Annotated in this window: 14 protein-coding genes and 1 riboswitch; of the genes, 10 read left to right on the forward strand and 4 right to left on the reverse strand. The window is 38.7% G+C overall.

Annotated features, from left to right (window positions below):
* Positions 1–82: 82 nt before the first annotated feature.
* Positions 83–886, reverse strand: coding sequence for an FkbM family methyltransferase (locus tag I5J82_RS01530; protein WP_198766355.1), 804 nt, complete (start codon positions 884–886; stop codon positions 83–85).
* A gap of 222 nt (positions 887–1,108) precedes the next feature.
* Here I5J82_RS01530 and I5J82_RS01535 point away from each other — a divergent pair, with 222 nt between their 5' ends.
* Entirely contained in the window at positions 1,109–1,810 is a 702-nt protein-coding gene (locus tag I5J82_RS01535) for a vanadium-dependent haloperoxidase (RefSeq protein WP_198766356.1), read from the forward strand.
* A gap of 40 nt (positions 1,811–1,850) precedes the next feature.
* Here the strand turns inward: I5J82_RS01535 and I5J82_RS01540 are convergent, their stop codons facing one another.
* On the reverse strand, positions 1,851–2,705 hold the full coding sequence (locus I5J82_RS01540) for a TIGR03943 family putative permease subunit (protein WP_198766357.1): 855 nt from the start codon (positions 2,703–2,705) through the stop codon (positions 1,851–1,853).
* Between the two features lie 15 nt (positions 2,706–2,720).
* On the reverse strand, positions 2,721–3,632 hold the full coding sequence (locus I5J82_RS01545; protein ID WP_198766358.1) for a permease: 912 nt from the start codon (positions 3,630–3,632) through the stop codon (positions 2,721–2,723).
* A gap of 204 nt (positions 3,633–3,836) precedes the next feature.
* On the opposite strand from I5J82_RS01545, the gene I5J82_RS01550 reads away from it, so the two are divergent.
* Positions 3,837–4,664, forward strand: coding sequence for a VanW family protein (locus I5J82_RS01550; RefSeq protein WP_198766359.1), 828 nt, complete (start codon positions 3,837–3,839; stop codon positions 4,662–4,664).
* 55 nt (positions 4,665–4,719) lie between these two features.
* Here the strand turns inward: I5J82_RS01550 and I5J82_RS01555 are convergent, their stop codons facing one another.
* Positions 4,720–5,424 carry a hypothetical protein gene (locus tag I5J82_RS01555; RefSeq protein WP_198766360.1) on the reverse strand — a complete coding sequence of 235 codons (705 nt, stop codon included), beginning with the start codon at positions 5,422–5,424 and terminating at the stop codon, positions 4,720–4,722.
* Positions 5,425–5,636: 212 nt separating this feature from the next.
* On the opposite strand from I5J82_RS01555, the gene corA reads away from it, so the two are divergent.
* From corA to I5J82_RS01595, 8 genes are all read left to right on the forward strand, one after another.
* Positions 5,637–6,590, forward strand: coding sequence for a magnesium/cobalt transporter CorA (corA, locus tag I5J82_RS01560; RefSeq protein ID WP_198766361.1), 954 nt, complete (start codon positions 5,637–5,639; stop codon positions 6,588–6,590).
* A 64-nt stretch (positions 6,591–6,654) separates the two neighbouring features.
* Positions 6,655–7,086, forward strand: a complete 432-nt coding sequence (locus tag I5J82_RS01565; protein WP_198766362.1) for a YflT domain-containing protein — start codon at positions 6,655–6,657, stop codon at positions 7,084–7,086.
* Positions 7,087–7,192: 106 nt separating this feature from the next.
* Positions 7,193–7,714 (forward strand): hypothetical protein, encoded by a 522-nt coding sequence (locus I5J82_RS01570; protein WP_198766363.1) that lies wholly within the window; start codon positions 7,193–7,195, stop codon positions 7,712–7,714.
* An 86-nt stretch (positions 7,715–7,800) separates the two neighbouring features.
* Positions 7,801–8,025 (forward strand): hypothetical protein, encoded by a 225-nt coding sequence (locus I5J82_RS01575; protein WP_198766364.1) that lies wholly within the window; start codon positions 7,801–7,803, stop codon positions 8,023–8,025.
* Between the two features lie 89 nt (positions 8,026–8,114).
* Positions 8,115–8,762, forward strand: a complete 648-nt coding sequence (locus I5J82_RS01580) for a nitroreductase family protein (protein ID WP_198766365.1) — start codon at positions 8,115–8,117, stop codon at positions 8,760–8,762.
* Between the two features lie 323 nt (positions 8,763–9,085).
* On the forward strand, positions 9,086–10,195 hold the full coding sequence (locus I5J82_RS01585; RefSeq protein WP_198766366.1) for a hypothetical protein: 1,110 nt from the start codon (positions 9,086–9,088) through the stop codon (positions 10,193–10,195).
* Between the two features lie 176 nt (positions 10,196–10,371).
* Positions 10,372–10,487, forward strand: a riboswitch (SAM riboswitch).
* Between the two features lie 185 nt (positions 10,488–10,672).
* Complete coding sequence (locus I5J82_RS01590) at positions 10,673–12,463, forward strand: PLP-dependent aspartate aminotransferase family protein (RefSeq protein ID WP_198766367.1); 1,791 nt, start codon at positions 10,673–10,675, stop codon at positions 12,461–12,463.
* 93 nt (positions 12,464–12,556) lie between these two features.
* Complete coding sequence (locus I5J82_RS01595; protein ID WP_198766368.1) at positions 12,557–13,546, forward strand: aliphatic sulfonate ABC transporter substrate-binding protein; 990 nt, start codon at positions 12,557–12,559, stop codon at positions 13,544–13,546.
* The last annotated feature ends 18 nt before the right edge of the window (positions 13,547–13,564 follow it).

The following is a 13,564-nucleotide window of genomic DNA, read 5'->3' on the forward strand; positions in this document are numbered from 1 at the left end:
TCCCAATAATTTAAGGAAAATGATACCAAAAGAAAGGCGGGTTGAATAGAGGAAGGAAAAAAGGTGCGGATCCGGCAACACCTCAACTTTGTTTTAAATTAAAGGAAGTAGTTGTAAAAAGTAGTTCTATCGGATTATCATTCTTTAAAAGAGCTTGAACTAATTTTGATTTTTCAATTCTCTCTGAAGATGAAAGATAAATATAATCATACATATCTAAGCTTTGAATAAGTTTTTTTACTTTTTTAAAATAGGCTTTTTGTAGTTTCTTTTCTGAAGAATTAGGACATCTCTTTTTCATCGAGCTTTTTAAAAATTCGGGATGAAGAGATAGATAAAGGGGGGGCTTGTACCGTTTTAAATATTTCCGCATAGCGGGTATGAGTAGATATTCTCCGCCTTCAATATCCATTTTGATAAGTGACAAATCCGTAATCTGATAATCAGACACCAAGTCTTTAAGGGTGCTTACGGAAACAGGTTGAAAATCATCCGACAATGATCGAACTAAACTTGAACTAGAATCACCAAATCGTGTTCTTTTATATAAGTTCATCGTTCCTGACTTAAAAGACATAGCTTTGTTTATAGTCGTGATTTTCTCTTTGAGTTCTTGATTCAACTCAATATTCGCCTTCAATGCTTCATAGGCTACTGGATCTGGTTCAACGCCAAACGATTGTTTTGCTAGACTCGCTGCATAGAGTAGAGTTGGCCCGATCCAAGAGCCGATATCTAAATAATTTCGATCAGGATGTAAGAAATGATCCAAGACTTCAAATGTAAAGTCTTCCCAATGATTGGGAAACACAGTGTGCCAAAAGTATGCAAACTGTTTATCGTCAGACACATTAAAGGATACATCATTTTTTGTAACGTTCTTCAAATCATCCACCAACTTCCATTTAAAAAAGCTGCCACAAGCTGTTAGAGCTTGGTCAACTATATATCATTATATGTATACACGGTACTTAAGGAACTTCATTTGCTGTTAATCTCTCAAAATATAAAAAAATGTTTGTTTAACCCTTATTAAGATCAATACCTTGTTCTAAAATTTTTGTCCCTTTACATAACATGAGGTATTACATGAAACAGGGGGGATGAAATGAGAAGTTATTTGAGGTGGTCAAAAATACCTTATCCGGGTGAGAGCAATCCCCCGACTCCTGTAACCCCAGAAGCAGGTAATTGGCCGATGTTTTTCATTGCTCGAGATGGTAATAGATTTTTGGATCCATTTCGAAACCAAATCACATGGAGAATCAAGGATCCAAATTCAATTAATTGGGCCAATGAACTTCAAATTGTGCAACAGGTGATGCAGCAGATAACGCCTGAACAGATACGCATTGCACAAATGTGGGCTGCAGGAGAAGTGAATAAACAGATCATTCCAATCGTATTTCAAATGATGGAAACATATGGACTTGCTTCAACAAGAGCGGCCAGATTTTTAGCGTTTTATCAAGCTGCAATCAATGATGCTTTCGTCATAACGTGGCATTTTAAATATCTTTGGGATGTAGCTCGTCCTTGTCAATACGACCGAAACTTAAAGACAGTTTTAATGACTCCGAGTTTTCCAGGATATCCTTCCGCACATGCCGTTATGGCGGGTTGTACGGAACCCATATTGAGCTATTATTTTCCTCAAGAAAGAAACCGCATTCACTTTCTTATGGAAGAGTGCGCGATGTCTAGATTATATGCAGGTGTCCATTTTAAAGTAGATAATGATGAAGGATTATCACTTGGAAGACAGCTCGGTGATATCGTAGTGAATTTAATACAATCGCAAAATATATAATGAAAGAAGAATAACCGGACGAAAGATGTCCGGTTATTTCTCAGTATCCTCGATACACATACTCTTCTTTTGGTTTCTCGATTTCTTTCCAGTCCTTCACTTTTACATAAGGGATATCGGCTTTAAAGGGTTGATAATATTGGGTTTCTATACTCCCTTCAATCTTGATCCATCTGTCATTAGGAAATGATGTGCCTTTTGGGAATTCGACCATCATGCCAAACACACCAGAATCGGCAATACAATGGATGATTCCAAAACGTAAAAGAAAAAGTTCGTTTGATTTTGAAGTTTGATCTTCTGCATTGTAAGTAAACCCTTTGAACTGAACCTCTTTTCCGAGAAAAATACCAGGTTTATAATAGATACTCTCCATGCCTTTTAGATAATTCTTATCGTTTAGTACAACCTGATTTCCTTTTGTAAAGGGCTTCAGTTCTTGATCCATGATTGAATTGTAGCTTTCTTTTCCGTAATAAACACTCGTATCAGGCTTTAAGAACTGGTGCTCACCAAAATCCCCTTCGTTCTCAAGACCTTTAAAGTGGAAACCTTTCGTTTTTACGGTTTCAGAATCAAGAGATGCGATAGGAAAGAATAACCCTGAAATAATCGGGAAAATGAGTATACTGTTTACCGTGATATTCTTTAATCGAGAAGGTTTCTTATGATGATCGTGACCACAATCAGGGGTGCATAAATCATCGTGTTCATGTTCACCATCATCACTCTTTCCATAAATATAGAACTGAACGAGCGTAAGAAAGCCAAGAATAAATATGGCAGAGAACGAGATATATGAATATTTCATGTTAATATATTTGCTAATATCACCTGTAGCATGCAGGTGCATGAACAAAAAGGTAAATCCGATTAAAATCAGGATTCGAATCATAGATGTGCACCTCCTTTAAAGAAATAGAGATCCGAGTAGAACAAGGATCGTAATATATCCAACAAGACTAAACACGAGTTTTTTCTTAAACGCCGCAAGCATCATCAAGACGTTCTTCACATCAAGCATCGGACCATAGACAAGAAACGCAACAATTGAACTCATTGTAAACGTGCTTTGAAACGAAGACGCGATAAAAGCATCAGCTTCTGAACAGAGAGAGAGTATAAAGGCTAATCCCATCATTACAAGTGAAGATGATACTTCACCTTGACCAATCTCAAGGAGCGTTGATGTTTTTACGTAAGTTTGCATACTCGCTGCAATCAAAGCACCGATCACTAAATATTTTCCGACAGAGAAGAATTCTTCTACGGCATGCACAAACGTACCTTTCAGTTTGTTGTAAAAAGAAACCTTTGGTGCTGAAACCGTTGCTGCCGTTTCGTTGTTGAACGGTGAGCGGGAAACAGCACCTATTTCATTCTTAAGTACTTTTGCATTTTTAAATTGAACGGCAAGAATAAAACCTAATAAAACAGCAACAATCATGGCAAGAGAGCCTCGATAGATCATAACTTCCCATCTGTTGCCGAACGCAACATACGTTGAAAATAATACGACAGGATTGATGATCGGACCTGTAAGCATAAAAGGAATGGCCGCAAAAACAGGGACACCTTTTTCAATCAGCTTTCTTGTGATCGGTACGATTCCGCACTCGCACGCAGGAAAGATCGCACCTATAACAGTTCCAAACAGAACAGCACCTATCTTATTTTTGGGCATAATGCGTGCCACCATCTCCTCAGTGACAAACATCTGTATGACACCAGCAATGAGCACACCGATCAGAACGAACGGAAGTGCCTCGATGAGGATGCTTATAAATACGGTATTCATCTGTAAAAACGATTTGTCGAGCATCCGATAATTCCTCCAACTCTATAAACTACCTATCATCATAAAAGATAAACTTTATGAAGTAAATTTAATTTGTAATATCCCCACTATAACGCAAGCACCAAAGGAAAATAAATGACAAATGAAGAATTAGAAGATAATGGGAAATAGGGTCTGACCCCAAACAATTTATTTCCCATAATGAAATTGAGCAAAAGGAGTAAGCAAATGAACCATTTTGACCTGCGGCCGAAGCGGCGATCGCCTTTACGAATCTCGTTAGGGAAAAAGTATTATACGTTTAGAAGATATATAGAATGGTTTACAGATGAAAAGACTTATGCCAAAACAAAGAAGAGTGAACAACTTTCCTTTATTCATTTTTCGCATCAGACGATTCTTCTTCGCAAATTAAAAGATGTAGATATGTGGTATCAGCACAACAAAGTTAAAAACCTCCGAATTGCTATCAAACAATTAAACGGAATCGTAGTCGAACCAGGGGAAACTTTTTCGTATTGGAAAAGCATTGGGACGACAACGCGATCGAAAGGGTACGTCGATGGTATGGTTTTGTTTTACGGTAAGTTTAAGAAGGGGACGGGGGGAGGGCTGTGTCAGCTATCAAACTTAATCTATTGGATGACATTGCATACTCCGCTTTCTGTAACAGAGCGTCATCGTCATAGCTATGATGTGTTTCCAGATTCGAAGCGCACCCAGCCTTTTGGAAGCGGAGCGACTTGTGCTTATAACTACCTAGACCTTCAAATTAAGAACACGACTAATCAGACTTACCAGCTTCACCTATACTTAACCGATACTCATCTTGTTGGAGAATGGCGGACAGACGAAGAACCTTTGCACTCGTATCAAGTGTATGAAAAAGAACATTGGATCACACCAGCTTACTGGGGTGGATATTTAAGGCATAACTTAATTCATCGCAAAGTATTTAACCGCCAAAGAAAACAGATCGATGATGAATATGTAACCGAGAACCATGCCATCATGATGTACGAGCCATTACTAGAAGCTAGTCAAAAGAACGCGTAGATAAAAACCCTTGGCCCATTTTACGGCCGAGGGTTTATTTAAATTGATTGATTCATTACCTTTCCTTTAAGTGGGTCAGGCCTAAAAGTTCCAACAAAGCCTCAGGTTTCAACTGTTTTCGTTCATCGGCTGTTTTTAACGTATAAGAGGATAGAAGGGGATCATAATGAATCTCAATCTTTTCCCCGTTCACATCAACAATCCCAAATTCCTTTTGTAAAGGAGCATCGTCTTTATTTACAGCGTCTTCGTCGACCATTTTTATAAACTGTTCTATCTTATTTTGATCGGTAATCTTATTGCAGTTAACTGCGTTCTTATTAAGGTAAACGCAAATGCTTCTGGGTTTCTGATCAATCCACATCGTCTTATGCAAAACGGGGTTTAGGTCAAAAGTAGTCTCAGTTTCGTTAGCATAAGGGTTCCAGCCACCACCAATATGTAGTTCTTTATCATTTTTTTGAAATCTCAACATAAAGCCTCCCGAATCTTCTATAGAAGCTTGTTTAAAAACGAGCTTCCAGCCATGATTCGGAAGAGTGTCTCTATAAAATTCATAAATATCATACCAATAGTTTCCCTTTATCAAGTAATGATGTTCTTGAAATTCTAATCCATCGTATAGGGGGAGGTCGTTGCGATTCTCAGGAACTATGGAAACGGATGAGTAACGATCTTTTTCTAGCACGTACTTATATATTGCGACACTTGAAATTATCAAAATAATTAAAACAAAAGAAATTACGATTCTGTTTTTCAATACTACACTCCACCTCTCATAATTACATTATATTTTAACAGATTAAGGAAATATGAAAGTTATTTATCCATCACTAGGTACCGTTTTTTCATTGTCAAAATAAAAAGCATAGCTTATTGTAGATAAATGCTGCATTCCTAATAAATGTTTCAAACCCCTGATAAAAGTTAATGAGATTAGGGAAATGATAATAAGAGAAAGAAGGTGTAATCATGGTCCGAACAATCGCTATCATCGATCATAAAGTAATCATCAATCCACCGTTTAGACAAATCAATGAAATGAAGCCTGATTGGTTCTGGGTGGATTTTGACAGTCCAACTCCGGGTGAAACCAATCTATTGCGTACGTTTTTTGACTTTCATCCCCTTGCTGTTGAGGACTGTGTGAATGCCTTGCAACGACCAAAGGTTGAATTTTATGAAAACCACCTGTTTTATGTGTTGCACGCTCTAGACAATAAGACACTTGAAGCAACTGAGGTTGATATTTTTACAACAAAAAACAGTGTTGTTACGTTTCATAAAACAAACGTTCCAGAGATTGATTTTGTATGGAAGTATTTAAGTGAACTAGAGACTATTCCACCTGAACTGGGTAAAAATGAACTTCTTCATAAGCTAATGGATAAACTGGTAGATATGTATTTTCCCATTATGCATGAATTAGAAGAACGGGTAATTTCTATTGAAAGCAATGAAGATGATGAAGCACCAAAAATCATAAACCAGATCTTTGATATAAGAGGAGATCTCTTAACATTAAGAAAAACAGTTGTACCTATGCGCGAGTTGCTGTATCGAATGCTTGAGTCAAAACGGGTAGGCTTAGATGCGGAAGAAAGATCGTACTTTCATGATATATACGATCATCTACTGAGGTTGACAGATATGATGACTTCCGCCAGAGAAATGACATCGGATATACGCGATAATTACATCTCTCTTAACTCTTACCGTATGAACAATATCATGAAAACCTTAACCGTAATTACAACAATCTTCATGCCGTTAACGTTCATTGCGGGTCTTTATGGAATGAATTTTGTAAACATGCCAGAGCTTCAAACGAAGAATGGTTACTTTTATGTACTCGGTTTTATGGTCTTATTGGGTGCAAGCATGTCCATTTGGTTCAAGAAAAAAGGTTGGTTTGAACAAGATTGAGCTTCGTTTAAAAAATGGTTAACAGGGGAACCTACTTGTAAAGAAACGTTTGGAGGGAAACCAAATGAAAAAAGATATCATCGGTACATACACAAAAGAAGAAGAAGCGGTTGGAGCCATCAAAGCTTTGGTCGAAAAAGGTTATCATCCATCTGAAATTTCGATCGTTGCAAAAGATGATGAAATGATTGATAGCGTTGCAGACGAAACCCATGTGAACGAAAGAAAAATTACAGAAGATGATGCAGATAGTGCAACATACGGCACAATCGCTGGCTTTCTGACTGGTATCGGGGGAGGTATCGCCGTTCCGGGATTGGGTACGCCAGGCATAGGTCCACTTCTTGCAGCAGGACCTTTTGCTTCTATGTTTGATAACGATGAAACGGATATGAAAGAAATTCTTCTAAATATGGACGTTTCTGAAAGTGATGCTGAGAGTTATATGCAAGATCTACAAGATGGCAAGATTTTAGTTATGGTTGAACGAAAATAACAGTTTGATTTAAAGGGCACCTTTTGAAGGTGTCTTTTTAATATTTTGAAACTTTTTCCATTCTTTAATCGTATTTATATATATAAGATACGTGGGGTGTTAATACATGGAACTCTTCTTAAATGTATTTTTTGGAATCTTGATCGTGATAGGAATCATTGCAGCTGTTTTTTACCTTTTGAAAAATGTGAAGGACAAAAAAAGAGCAGTTCCTGTCTATGGACTTTCTTATAGTGGAGAGTATACTCAGAAGAACTTTTGGACACATGAGATTATGATTGTGGTCATCATCACACAAGGGTTTGGTTTGTTGAAACTTTCAATGCCCGTTAATGTTTTAATGATTTGCTTACTGGTGTTCCTCACACTGCTTTATTTTACTCAAATATGGCGTGGTGCAATCGGTAAGAAAGGCGTTGTATCGGCTACTAAATTTTATGATTGGAATCAGATCGATTCAGTAGATTGGATTACAGGAATTCAAGCTGAAAACCCAGGTTACCCGAGCTGGGGGTTAGTTCGCTTTCATACGGGTGAAAGGTATGTAGAATTTGTTATCAAGAAAAAAGCGGAGGATGAAGTGCGTTCTTTCGTTGAAGAACGGATGAATCTTGCAAAAGCAAATTAGTAATTTTATTATGTTTTTTAATAATAATGGTATTCTATCTTTTCCTAAGAATAAGTTGAATGTAAAAGCGAAAAGGTGGCTTTACCATGAAACCATATGTGAAAGCTGGACTCATTACCGCTGGACTAATCGTTCTGATCAGTACCTATCTGCTCGGAATGTATGTAGAGAAGTTAAATGTCCAAAGAGAGTCACTTAATATGGATCCGATTCATATCGTTAGCGTATTATTAGGAGCTGCACTTATCTTGATCGGATTAAGGATTAAAACTAAAAAAGAAATAGAAACAACTGAGAACAGTGCAAAATAGGCACTGTTCTTTTACGTATTTTGTAGAGAGTTCCAATCTTTTGTATAATACAGATAGAATATCCAATACATGTGCCAGAGGAGACAATCATGAAATACGAAGATTTTAAAGAAATCGTGCACGGCAGAAGAAGTGTCCGAAAGTTTACGGATCAAGCAGTTGCTGAAGAAGACATTTATGAAATCATGGATTGCGCTCGTTATGCGCCGAGCGACACGAACTCACAAACGTGGGAATTTATCGTAATCCGAAACAAAGATAAAGTAAAGAAAATCGAAGAGATGACGTGGGATGCTATTCATAAATTGGCAGCAAGGGCTGAAGAAAACGGCAAAACGAAGGAAGCGAAATTGCTGACGCGCTCTTTCGGTCCTTATGCAACGGCGTTCTCTGGAGCACCCGTATTAATCATCTGTTTAGCCACTCCTTACGAATCTAAGTTTCGTGAAAAAATCTTTGATCCGATCGAACTTGCCGAAGAAACAGTCTGGGAAGAAGAAGGAATCAAGAGCAGCTGCTTAGCAATTCAAAACTTGATGCTCGCAGCCCATGCTCGCGGACTTGGGACTTGCCCAATGACTGGCCCCGTATTGTTGGCGCAAGATGCGATTCGCGACTTCTTACATATTCCATCAAAGAAACAGATTAACATGGTTATTTCACTCGGACATCCACAAGATCAACCAAAAAAACTCGCGCGAAAAGCAGTAGAAGAAATCGTCACATATGTAAATTGATGGCGACCGAATTTTGTATGTAAGCTCTAAAAAAGCTCGTCCAGCGGCTGACAAGCATGCTGGACGAGCGCCATATGAAAAATACGAGCGCCATATGAAAAATACGAGCGCCATATGAAAAATACGAGCGCCATATGAAAAATACGAGCGCCATATGAAAAATGGAAGCTCCTCCGCTTTTTATTTTCTCTTGAACGCCGTTTCTTATCCCTCCATAAGACTTCAGACCTACAAGATAACTTAAGAAAAAAGGATTTTTTTCGACATTTACCGAATATATGCTTCATGAAACGTATTTTCAATTTTAGAAAGAGGAACTTCTTATGAAAGAGACATTTGACTTGATTGATTATGCACTGCAAAAAAGCGGGTTAGAGGAACTTAAAGATCCGACTCAGGTTCAATATTTAGGTGAAGGAGCTTGGCATCTTGCTTATTTTGTTCAGCTGCGCACTGGGGATGCTGTGGTCGTACGTTTTCCGAAAACGGAGGCCTATGGAAGGAACGTTGAGTTTGATGAAGAAGCCATTCACTCAGAATATGCAGGGACTAGAGCATATTATGAGCTAGCTAATCAAGTTAAACCAGGAATCTGCCCTGCTTTTTTCAACTATCATGTAGAAAAAGACAGAACATTTACCGTTGAATCTTATGCGGGAAAGGCGATCAAGCTTGATCAACTAACGGCTGTAGAAGCGTTTCATATCGGAGCAGAACTTGGTGAGTTCTTTCGCAAGATGAATGCTGCACATCATGGCTTAAAAGGGTTCGGTTATCTCTCATGGAACGGAAAACATATTGAAGGGAAATACCACTCAGATGTTTCAGAATCTATGAAGAAAGAAAACACTGATTACATAAATGATTTTAAGAATTTTATAGATACGTATGAGGGGTCGATTTCTTCATCAGCTTTAGTTGATCTTCAAGCCTGCATGGAAGATAGAGAGATCGAAAATCATACGGTTGTACTTACTAATCAAGATACATCTCCAGAGAATATATTGCTGCATTCAGATGGTACTGTCTGTTTGATCGATCCTGTACCAATCTTATATAGCGGAGATTCGCTCGCGGGGAATTTTCTTAATAATTACCGTACCTTGTTCCCAACATTCTTTAATGCACCGCGTTATGCGCGACATGAATTTGATCGATTTGAAGACCGTTTGAAAAGAATAGCTGATGGATTTTTAGAAGGTTATTCTAATGGAGATCTAGCTATAAAGCGTCGAGTGAAACAAGAAGAGTTTATTCAACTTACTGATCTAACTGTTCTTCATTGGCATCTGCTTCAGACTGATGAATTAACCTCTGAACAGAAAATTCGTTACGGAGAAAGAGAAGCAATTGCCAATCGAATAACGGTACTTGTAAAAAAGATCGAAGAGTTTAAATGGTTGGATGAAAAAAGTGGAACAAAATTAGCATAACCGGCATAGCATGGGCATAATCTTAATTCAAAGCTGACAGTTGAACACTCATTCTATTGTATTACTTTTATGATTTTTCAAAAAACGGTTGACTTTTTAAAACATCTTACTCTATAATCCTATTCAAGAACAAAACAAACATCAGCACGTTAATGTGTTAAACATAATTTGAATATCTCTTATCCAGAGAGGCGGAGGGACTAGGCCCGATGAAGCCCGGCAACCAACAAACCACATTTGGTTTGGAAAGGTGCCAATTCCTACAGATCTTTTTTGATCTGAAAGATAAGAGGAGGACCAAAACCCTCTTCTTAGGAAGGGGGTTTTTCTTTTTTCCCCTTATCATACTTCACGTACAAACATCACTTAGTCACTTATTTCATTTTTAAAATCGAATATAGCAAAAGGGAAAAGCATTAATCTTTATCCCTAGTTTTCCTATAGATTTAATTTGGATAATAAGAAGGAGCGATTATAATGACAAAATCTTTTGATGGATACGATATTGAAACATTGCTATTACATGGGGGGCAAGCGCCTGACCCAACGACAGGATCACGAGCAGTACCTGTCTACCAGACTACTTCCTATGTTTTTTCTGATACAGATCATGCGCAAAGCCTTTTCGCACTCGACGAGCCAGGAAATATCTACAGTCGAATCGGAAATCCAACGGTTGATGTTTTCGAGAAAAGGGTTGCTCTTCTAGAAGATGGGGTTGCAGCTGTAGCTACTTCTTCTGGAATGTCAGCAATCGCGCTTGCCGTTTTAAACATCGCACATGCAGGAGATGAAATTATTGCAGCTACGAATCTATACGGAGGAACTTACAACCTATTTTCTACTACTCTTCCGAAATACGGAATTAACGTAAAGTTTGTAGATGCAGAGGATCCAGAGAATTTCAGAAAAGCGGTTACTCCAAACACGAAAGCATTTTTTGCTGAAACGATCGGTAACCCGAGTCTTAACGTATTAGATATTGAGGCAGTGGCAGATATTGCGCATGAGAACGGTGTACCTCTAATTATTGATAATACATTTGCAACGCCATATGTAACAAAACCGATAAGCTTTGGAGCGGACATCGTAATCCATTCAGCAACAAAGTGGATCGGCGGACATGGAACAGCCATTGGCGGTGTTGTGGTAGACGGAGGACGCTTTAATTGGAACTCAGAGAAATATCCAGGATTCACTGAGCCAGATAACAGCTATAACGGATTAAGATACGCAAATGACTTTGGAACGTTAGCTTTTGCGACTAAATTACGCGTACAGCTGTTAAGAGATTTTGGAGCATGCTTGAGTCCACACAATGCATTTCTTCTTTTACAAGGTTTAGAAACACTTCACTTACGAGTGGAAAAACATGCGAAAAACGCACAAGAAGTGGCTGAATATCTGGAAAAACATCCAGCGGTAGATTGGGTTTCATACCCTGGTCTTTCTTCGCACAGAAGTCATGAGCTTGCTAAAAAATATTTAAGCAATGGTTTTGGTTCGATCGTAAACTTTGGAATCAAGGGTGGGCGTGATGCAGGTCGTAAGGTCATCAACAACATTTCATTATGGTCACACGTTGCAAATGTTGGGGATGCAAAATCATTGATCATCCACCCTGCTTCTACCACTCATCAGCAGCTGAGCGGAGACGAATTAGTAGCAACTGGCGTAACAGAAGAACTTATTCGGTTATCGATTGGACTTGAATCCGTAAAAGATCTTACGAATGATCTTGATCGTGCGATACAAACGGCAACAGGGATCGGATCGGATAATACGGAGATCACGATTAATGATGAAGGTGTTATCCGCTGGGCATTGCAATCCTCACTATATAGAGCAGTAGAGAACGGTCAGGAAATTCAGCGTCCCAAAACACTAGCGATTGTTGGACTCAGTTCCAACCCAGCAAGACCTAGCCATAGATTAGCTAGAAAAATGCAGCGTCTTGGCTATAAAATCGTTCCTGTTAATCCAAGAGAAACGGAAGTACTTGATGAAAAAGCATATCCAGATTTAAAATCCATTCCGTTTCCGATTGATGTCGTTCAAGTATTTAGAAGTCCAGAAGCAGCGATTGAGCTTGCAAAAGAAGCAGCGATCACACAGCCAAAAGTGTTCTGGCTACAAGAAGGTGTCATCTCCCCAGAAGCCGCAAGAATAGCGAAAGAAGCTGGAATTGATGTGGTGCATAACAGATGTACGTATAAAGAAGCACAACGACTAAGAGGTACCATTTCAACGTATGCGTGTGAACTTTAAAAATAGAATTGCTGATGGAGCACAAGTCAACGACTTTCAAAAGTAACTCACAAAAATAATCATACAAAAAGGGATAAACGTGGAGGGAAATACATGAAGAAGATTTGGCAGAAAGCAGCACTGGCTTTAAGCATAGCTGGCGCTTTAGTGTTAGCGGGCTGTTCTAGCAGTGCTAAAGAAGGTGAAAAGCCAGAGAAGATCAGACTTGATTATGCCTTTTACTCTCCAACAAGTCTGGCACTTAAAAAGTTTGGCTGGGCAGAAGAGGCGTTTAAAAAAGAAGGCATAGAAGTAGAATGGGTTCAAAGTCAAGGAAGTAATAAAGCGCTTGAGTTTTTAAATTCAGATAGCGTTGATTTTGGATCGACAGCTGGTGCGGCAGCTTTAATCGCAAAAGACAAAGGTGCTCCAATTGAGTCGGTTTATATCTATTCTCAGCCAGAATGGACAGCGCTTGTCGGTGCAGATGGTTCAACGATTAAAGATGTAAAGGATTTGAAAGGCAAAAAAGTAGCTGCAACGTTTGGTACGGATCCGCACATCTTTTTACTACGAGCACTTGCAGATGCTGGCCTTTCTGCAAAGGATGTACAAATTGTAAATCTACAACATGCAGATGGGGCGAACGCTCTACTAAAAGGGCAAGTGGATGCTTGGGCTGGTTTAGATCCACATATGGCTAGAACAGAAGTTGAATCTGGTGCAACGTATATTTACCGCAATCCAGATTTTAATACGTATGGCACGTTGAATGTACGCTCTGAATTTGCTAAGAACCATCCGAAGCAAGTAGAACAAGTGATTGAACTATACGAAAAAGCAAGAAAATGGACGATTGAAAATCCAGAGGAAGCAGCAAAACTTTTATCTGAAGAAGCGGGGATTAAAGAAGATGTCGCAAAAAAACAACTCCAACGAAACAACTTCGAGGAACCTGTTCCAGGATCACAGCATGAAAAAGCTATATCGGCTGCAGGCGAAGTTCTCCAAAAAGAAGAGATTGTCAAAAAAGATACTAACATCGAAGATCTTGTGAAAAAATTGATCAATCCGAAGTTCGCAGAAAAAGTGATCAACCAATAAATGAGAGAGAGGAGGAAG

This window comes from Fictibacillus halophilus (genome assembly GCF_016401385.1).
GTDB classification, from domain to species: Bacteria; Bacillota; Bacilli; order Bacillales; family Fictibacillaceae; genus Fictibacillus; species Fictibacillus halophilus.

Bases quoted from the DNA above. Each gene is read 5' to 3' on its own strand.
- I5J82_RS01535 (WP_198766356.1), top strand. From the start codon at position 1,109: ATGAGAAGTTATTTGAGGTGGTCAAAAATACCTTATCCGGGTGAGAGC.
- I5J82_RS01540 (WP_198766357.1), bottom strand. From the start codon at position 2,705: ATGATTCGAATCCTGATTTTAATCGGATTTACCTTTTTGTTCATGCAC.
- I5J82_RS01545 (WP_198766358.1), bottom strand. From the start codon at position 3,632: ATGCTCGACAAATCGTTTTTACAGATGAATACCGTATTTATAAGCATC.
- I5J82_RS01550 (WP_198766359.1), top strand. From the start codon at position 3,837: ATGAACCATTTTGACCTGCGGCCGAAGCGGCGATCGCCTTTACGAATC.
- corA (WP_198766361.1), top strand. From the start codon at position 5,637: ATGGTCCGAACAATCGCTATCATCGATCATAAAGTAATCATCAATCCA.
- I5J82_RS01565 (WP_198766362.1), top strand. From the start codon at position 6,655: ATGAAAAAAGATATCATCGGTACATACACAAAAGAAGAAGAAGCGGTT.
- I5J82_RS01570 (WP_198766363.1), top strand. From the start codon at position 7,193: ATGGAACTCTTCTTAAATGTATTTTTTGGAATCTTGATCGTGATAGGA.
- I5J82_RS01575 (WP_198766364.1), top strand. From the start codon at position 7,801: ATGAAACCATATGTGAAAGCTGGACTCATTACCGCTGGACTAATCGTT.
- I5J82_RS01580 (WP_198766365.1), top strand. From the start codon at position 8,115: ATGAAATACGAAGATTTTAAAGAAATCGTGCACGGCAGAAGAAGTGTC.
- I5J82_RS01585 (WP_198766366.1), top strand. From the start codon at position 9,086: ATGAAAGAGACATTTGACTTGATTGATTATGCACTGCAAAAAAGCGGG.
- I5J82_RS01590 (WP_198766367.1), top strand. From the start codon at position 10,673: ATGACAAAATCTTTTGATGGATACGATATTGAAACATTGCTATTACAT.
- I5J82_RS01595 (WP_198766368.1), top strand. From the start codon at position 12,557: ATGAAGAAGATTTGGCAGAAAGCAGCACTGGCTTTAAGCATAGCTGGC.